Below are 7,491 nucleotides of genomic sequence, written 5' to 3' on the forward strand. Positions count from 1 at the left end.
GGCCCGACGGCCCGGTGGCTTTTTCGCATGATCGGCCGGGCAGCGACCTTCGCCGCCGCCCGCGAGTCACAGGCTGCTTACTTGCCGCCGATGCTCTTCAGCGGCTTCCACTCGCCCTTCTCGACTTTGTACATCGTGATGCCGCCGTTCTTCAGGTCGCCCTTCGCGTCATACGCGACGTGCGTCGACGTGACACCCGCCATGTCGCTCTTCGCGAGCACCGGCAGGTACTTCGCCGGATCGGTCGAATCGGCCTTCTTCATCGCGTTGAGCATCGCCATCGCGCCGTCGTATGCGTACGGCGAGTAGGTCTGCACTTCTTCGCCGAAGCGCTTCTTGTACTTGTCGGCGTATGCCTTGCCGCCAGGCATCTCTTCGAGCGGGAGGCCCGCCAGCGAAGCGATCGTGCCTTCCGACGCGTTGCCCGCGATCTTCAGGAACGTCGGCGTCTTCACCATTTCGCCGCTCATCAGCGGTGCCGCGATGCCGAGCGCCTTCATCTGCTTGACCATCGGTGCCGCCTGCGAATCCGCGCCGCCGTAGTAGACGAGGTCCGGCTTCGCCGCCTTCAGCTTGGTCAGGATCGCCTTGAAGTCGACAGCCTTGTCGTTCGTGAATTCGCGGTCGACGATCGTCGCGCCGCCGGCCTTCGCGGCCTTCTCGAACTGGTCGGCGAGACCCTGGCCGTAGGCCGTGCGGTCGTCGACGATCGCGATCTTCTTCATGCCGAGATCCTTCGACGCGAACGCGCCGGCCACCGAGCCCTGCTGCGTGTCGGAGGTCATCATGCGGAAGGTCGTCTTGTAACCTTGCTGCGTGTATTCCGGCGCCGTCGCCATTGCGATTTCCGGAATGCCCGCGTTCGCGTAGATGCGCGAAGCCGGGATCGTCGTGCCCGAGTTGAAGTGGCCGAGCATGCCCTTGATGCCGTCGTCGACGAGCTTCTGCGCCACCGTCGTGCCCGTGCGCGGGTCAGCCTGGTCGTCCTGCGTGCTGAGCACGAACTTCACGGGCTTGCCGCCGATCTTCGGGTTCGTCGCGTTGAAGTCTTCCAGCGCGAGCACGATCCCGTTCTGCATATCCTTGCCGTAGTGCGCCTGCGCGCCCGTCATCGGCCCTGCGTAACCGATCTTCACGTCATCCGCATGGGCCGTCCCCGCCAGCGACATGACCGCGACGAACGTCGCGCCTGCCACCTTTTTCATCGTGTGTTGCATAGCATCTCCTTGGTACCAGGGTAAATGAAGCGGCTTCGGGATCGCCTTGCCGCTTCTTTGTTTGATCCGAACGGCAAGGATGATCAGCCGATCGTCATCAAATTCGCATTGCCGCCCGCCGCGGCCGTATTCACGCTCACCGAGCGCTCGGTCAGCAGCCGCTCGAGCGCATAGTCTTCCGAGTCGCCGCTCTCGAACGCGCCCACCGACACGCCCTGCACCGATACGATCGGGCCCGGCCGCTGCGCGACGTCCTTCACGAGCGTCTGCAGTTCGTCGCTGTCGCCTTCGAACAGCACCGCGTCGAACGCCGCGTCGGCCTGCTTGCGCACGGCCGCGTGCGGCTTCAGCGACGCCGGCAGCGCAGCGACGAGCGCCTCGCCGGCCGCACCGGCGAACAACGCGCGGTTACCGGTCGCCAGCACCGCCGCGAACTGCGCGCGCGCGCCGCCCGGCGTCGCCGCGACACACAGCACCGTGCCGCGCGGGCCGAGTGTATACGTGTTTCGTTCGCCCGTTGGGCCGGTCAGCACCGCGGTCGCGCCGGCCGGTACCTGCGCGAGATAACCGTCGCAACGCGCGGCCAGCGCCGGCTCGCGCTGCTCGATCAGCCAGTCGCGCAGCGTCGTCAGCGCCGCCGCCGGGTTGCCGCGCGCATCGCCCTCGACTGCGCCGTCCGCCACCAGCGTCTGCGCGAGCGAACGCGGCAGGCCCGACGGACGCGTCGCGAGCAGGCGCTGCAGGTACAGCGCGCCGCCGGCCTTCGGGCCCGTGCCCGACAGCCCTTCGCCGCCGAACGGCTGCACGCCGACCACCGCGCCGATCACGTTGCGGTTCACGTAGATGTTGCCGACGTGCGCGTTCGAGATCACGTGCGCGATCGTCTCGTCGATCCGCGTGTGGATGCCGAGCGTCAGGCCGTAACCCGTCGCGCGGATCTGCTCGAGCAGCTTGTCGAGCTGGTTGCGGCGATAGCGCACGACGTGCAGCACGGGGCCGAACACTTCACGCTTCAGCTCGTCGATGCTGCCGATCTCGATCAGCGTCGGCGGCACGAACGTGCCGTGCGCGCACGCATCGGGCGCCGGCAGTTGCGTGACCGCGTGGCCCTTGTCCTTCATCGCCGCGACGTGCGTATCGATCGTCTGCTTCGCTTCGCCGTCGATCACCGGGCCGACGTCCGTCGACAGACGGTCGGGGTTGCCGAGCGCCAGTTCGTGCATCGCGCCCTTGAGCATCGTCAGCGTGCGGTCCGCGACATCGTCCTGCAGACACAGAACGCGCAGCGCCGAACACCGTTGACCGGCCGAATCGAACGACGACTGCATCACGTCCGCGACGACCTGCTCCGCGAGCGCCGACGAATCGACGATCATCGCGTTCTGGCCGCCCGTTTCCGCGATCAGCGGGATCGGCTTGCCGTCCGGGTCGAGGCGTGCGGCGAGCGTCTTGTTGATCAAACGCGCGACTTCGGTCGAGCCCGTGAACATCACCGCACGCGTGCGCGGATCGGCAACCAGCGCCGCGCCGACGGTCTCGCCGTCGCCCGGCAGCAGTTGCACCGCGCCGGCCGGCACGCCGGCCTCGCGCAGCAGGCGCACGGCTTGCGCGGCGATCAGCGGCGTCTGCTCGGCCGGCTTCGCGAGCACCGTGTTGCCGGCCGCGAGCGCCGCCGCCACCTGGCCCATGAAGATCGCGAGCGGGAAGTTCCACGGGCTGATGCAGACCACCGGCCCAAGCGGACGGTGCGTGTCGTTCGAGAATTCGTCGCGGATCTGCGCGGCGTAGTAGCGCAGGAAGTCGACCGCTTCGCGGATCTCGGCGATCGCGTTCGGCAGCGACTTGCCGGCTTCGCGCACGATCAGGCCCATCAGCGTGTGCATCTGCGCTTCGAGCAGGTCGGCGGCACGCACCAGGCAATCGGCGCGCGCGTCGACCGGCGTCGCCTGCCAGATCGGCGCGGCGGCCACCGCGTGCGCGAGCGCCGCGCTCACGTGTTCGGCCGTCGCTTCGCTGACCGTGCCGACCGTGTCGCGCTGGTCGGCCGGGTTGCGCACGTCGCGGGCCGGTGCGTCGGCGAGCGCGTCGTCGGCGAGCATCGGCGCCGCGCGCCACGGGAAATGCGCGCTCGCGAGCAGTGCGGACGACAGCGACGCGAGACGGTGTTCGTTCGACAGGTCGAGGCCCATCGAGTTGGGACGCTCGTCGCCGTACAGGTTGCGCGGCAGCGGGATCTTCGCGTGCGGCGCGCCGAGCGGCACGACCTTCATCGCTTCATCGACCGGATCGGCGACCAGCTCCTTCACCGCCACGGTCTTGTCGGCGATGCGGTTCACGAACGACGTGTTCGCGCCGTTCTCGAGCAGGCGGCGCACCAGGTACGCGAGCAGCGTCTCGTGCGTGCCGACCGGCGCGTACACGCGGCACGGACGATTCAGCTTGTCGCGGCCCGTGACTTCCTCGTACAGCGGCTCGCCCATCCCGTGCAGGCACTGGAATTCGTACTGGCCCGGGTAGTAGTTCTGGCCCGCGAGCTGGTAGATCGCGGCCAGCGTGTACGCGTTGTGCGTCGCGAACTGCGGGTAGACGGCGTCCGGTGCCGCGAGCAGCTTCTTCGCGCACGCGAGGTACGACACGTCGGTGTAGATCTTGCGCGTGTAGACCGGATAGCCTTCGAGGCCGTCGACCTGCGCGCGCTTGATCTCGGAATCCCAGTACGCGCCCTTCACGAGACGGATCATCAGGCGGTGACGGCTGCGGCGTGCGAGATCGATCAGGTAGTCGATCACGAACGGGCAGCGCTTCTGGTAGCCCTGCACGACGAAGCCGATGCCGTTCCAGCCCGCAAGATCCGGATCGAAGCACAGCGCCTCGAGCAGATCGAGCGACAGTTCGAGGCGGTCGGCCTCTTCCGCGTCGATGTTCAGGCCGATGTCGTAGCGGCGCGCGAGCAGCGCGAGCGCGCGCACGCGCGGCAGCAGCTCGCTCATCGTGCGGTCCTGCTGCGAGCGCGAGTAGCGCGCGTGCAGTGCCGACAGCTTGATCGAGATGCCCGGGCCTTCGTAGATGCCGCGGCCGCCGGCCGCCTTGCCGATCGCGTGGATCGCCTGTTCGTACGACGCGTAGTAGCGCTGCGCGTCCTCTTCGGTCGTCGCCGCTTCGCCGAGCATGTCGTACGAGTAGCGGAAGCCGCGCGCTTCGTACTTGCGGCTGTTCGCCAGCGCTTCGGAGATCGTCTCGCCGGTGACGAACTGCTCGCCCATCAGGCGCATCGCCATGTCGACGCCCTTGCGGATCAGCGGCTCGCCGCCGCGGCCGATCAGGCGCGTGAGCGCCGACGACAGCCCCGCTTCGCTGTTGGTCGTCACGAGCTTGCCCGTGATCATCAGCCCCCAGGTCGCCGCGTTCACGAACAGCGACGGCGCGTGGCCGACGTGCGAGCGCCAGTCGCCCTTGCTGATCTTGTCGCGGATCAGCGCATCGCGCGTCGCGCGATCGGGAATGCGCAGCAGCGCTTCGGCGAGGCACATCAGCGCGACGCCTTCCTGGCTCGACAGCGAGAACTCGTGGATCAGCCCTTCGACGCCGCCGCCCGAGCTCTTCTCGCGCAGCGCCTCGACGAGCTTCGTCGCGAGCGCCTGCACGTCCGCCTGCAGGTTCGCGGGCAGGCGCGCCTGGCCGAGCAGGAACGGCACGCATTCCGGCTCGGGGCGGCGGTACGCGGCGGTGATCGCCGCGCGCAGCACCGATTGCGGCTGCACGTTCTGCGCGAACTCGAGGAACGGATGCGGCGAGTTGTCGTCGTCGCCGTCCGCGGCCTGACCGTCGGCGAGCTCCGTGACGCCGCTGTGGCCCGACAGCTCGGGCGGCAGCTGGCCGTGCTCGATCCGCTCGAGATACGCGAAGATCGCCTGCTTGATCAGCCAGTGGGGAGTGCGCTCGAGACGCGCGGCTGCGTCCTTGAGGCGCGAGCGGAGGAGGTCGTCGACTTTGACGCCGAGAGTCGTGCTTGCCATGGTGGGTTCGTGCGCCGGTGCGGGCCCGGCAATGTGGTGTGAGAGGATGCGCGAAATCCTACGGCACGCAATAAAAAGGTGCAACCAAATTGAGAGATGGGTTGCACCCATGGGTTAGTCAATATAATCAGCCACTTAGAAGGTTGCAACCTAGGGGTTGCCCGTGGTCGGAGGATCGGTGTTTTCCCTGATCGGGCCGATTCGGCATGCACGTGCAACCCGCGGCGCGTACCGACGCGGACGAAAACGGGTTGCACTGGGTATGGCGGCGAGTGTGCCGCCGGGGGCAAAGGCGCGCGACGCGGGACAGTTCGGAGGTGCCCGGCGGCCCGGGCTTCAATGCGGCAGCGCGCCGCGCGACGGCTGCGCGCTCGCCGCTCAGATATCCAGCGGATCGACTTCGACGCTCCACCGCAGCACGCCCTTCAGCGCGCGCAGCTCCGGCTGCCAGGCGCGCAGCGCATGCTGCAGCGCCGCCCGCGACGCGCTTTCGAGCAGCAGCTGCGCGCGGTGGACGTTCGCAACCTTGACGATCGTCATCGGCACCGCGTCGTACACGGTCACGCGATCGGCGCCCGGCAGCCCCGGCAACGCGGCCGCGGCCTGCAGCAGGAACGCGAGCGCCGCGTCGAGCGTGCGCCCTTCGGCGCGCAGCAGCGCCTGGTAGACGAACGGCGGCAGGTGCGCATCGCGGCGCTCGCCGAGCGTGGAATTCGCGAAGCCGACATAATCCTGCCGCCCGAGCGCGTGGTACAGCGCGTGACGCGGGTAGCGCGTCTGCACCATCACCTCGCCCGGCAGCCCGGCGCGGCCCGCGCGGCCGCTCACCTGCATCAGTTGCGCGAACAGCCGCTCGCTCGCTCGGAAGTCGTGCGAAAACAGCGCGGTGTCGGCGTTGAGCACGCCGACGAGCGACACGCGCTGGAAGTCGTGCCCCTTCGCGATCATCTGCGTGCCGACGAGGATGTCGACCTCGCCCGCGTGCACGTCGGAAAAGAGCGCCTGCGCGCTGCCCTTGCGGCGCGTACTGTCCGCGTCGATCCGCAGCACGCGCGCGCCCGGCACGGCCTCGGCGAGCGCCTCCTCGATGCGCTGCGTACCGCGCCCGAGCGGCGCGATGTCGACGTTGCCGCACTCGGGGCACGACCGCGGAATGCGCGCTTCCCAGCCGCAGTGATGGCAGCGCAGCGCATGCTCGGGCTTGTGCAGCACGACGTACGCGCTGCAGCGCGGGCAGCCCGCGACCCAGCCGCATGCGTCGCACGCGAGTTGCGGCGCGTAGCCGCGCCGGTTCAGGAACACGAGGCTTTGCTCGCCGCGCTCGAGCCGCGCCTTCAGCGCGCCGACGAGCGGCCCCGACAGCCCGCCCATCGACGCGCGCCCGCGCCGCCGTTCCTCTTCGAGATCGATCAGCCGCACGGTCGGCAGCGTCGCGTCGGCCACCGCGCGGCGCGACAGCGTGAGCCGCGTGTAGCGGCCCTGCTCGGCCTGCCACCAGGTTTCGAGCGACGGCGTCGCCGAGCCCAGTACGACCGTGATGTCGAGCTGCTTCGCACGCCACACGGCGAGATCGCGCGCCGAGTAGCGCAGCCCTTCCTGCTGCTTGTACGCGGGCTCGTGCTCCTCGTCGACGACGATCAGCGCGAGCGTCGGCATCGACGCGAGCACCGCGAGGCGCGTGCCGAGCACGATCCGTGCGCGGCCCGTGTGCGCGGCGAGCCAGTTGCGCGCGCGCTCGCCCTCGGCGAGCCCGCTGTGCAGCGTGACGATCGCGTCGTCGGCGAGCGCGCCCGCGAAGCGCGCGCGAAACGCGGCCTCGAACTGCGGCGTCAGGTTGATTTCGGGGACGAGCACGAGCGCCTGCGCGTCCGGCCGCGCGTCGAGCAGCGACGCAAGCGCATGCAGATAGACCTCGGTCTTGCCGCTGCCCGTCACGCCGTGCAGCAGGAACGGCGCGAAACCCTGCGCGGCGCGGATCGCGTCGAGCGCCTCGGCCTGCTGGTCGGTGAGCGCCGGCGGCACAGCTCGTCCACCGGTTGTCGACAGGTTATCCACAGCTTTGGGCACAGGCGCGTCGTTCCAGCCGATCTCCTCGACGTCGACCCAGCCGCGCGCCGCCCAGTCGTCGAGCGTCGCGGCCGCCTTCGGATGCAGCGCGCGCGCGTCGGGCAGCGCCAGCGAGCCGGTGTCGACGAGCGCCTGCGCGAGCCGCCGCAGCGCGGCCCCGCGTGCCGGCAACGCATCGGGCAGCGCCGCGC

General features: G+C 69.4%; 3 protein-coding genes. All 3 read right to left on the minus strand.

Annotated elements, in window-relative coordinates:
* Positions 1-77 precede the first annotated feature (77 nt).
* The gene (locus OEJ37_RS26495; RefSeq protein ID WP_034183844.1) at positions 78-1,217 is read right to left on the minus strand and encodes a branched-chain amino acid ABC transporter substrate-binding protein; all 1,140 of its coding nucleotides are present in this window, start codon (positions 1,215-1,217) and stop codon (positions 78-80) included.
* An 83-nt stretch (positions 1,218-1,300) separates the two neighbouring features.
* The gene (gene putA, locus OEJ37_RS26500) at positions 1,301-5,233 is read right to left on the minus strand and encodes a trifunctional transcriptional regulator/proline dehydrogenase/L-glutamate gamma-semialdehyde dehydrogenase (RefSeq protein WP_152860560.1); all 3,933 of its coding nucleotides are present in this window, start codon (positions 5,231-5,233) and stop codon (positions 1,301-1,303) included.
* A 378-nt stretch (positions 5,234-5,611) separates the two neighbouring features.
* Positions 5,612-7,491: primosomal protein N' (locus OEJ37_RS26505; RefSeq protein ID WP_263347097.1), on the minus strand; the 1,880-nt coding region annotated here is incomplete at its 5' end.

Origin of the sequence: Burkholderia sp. BKH01 (assembly GCF_025685725.1) — a bacterium.
GTDB lineage: Bacteria > Pseudomonadota > Gammaproteobacteria > Burkholderiales > Burkholderiaceae > Burkholderia > Burkholderia pyrrocinia_C.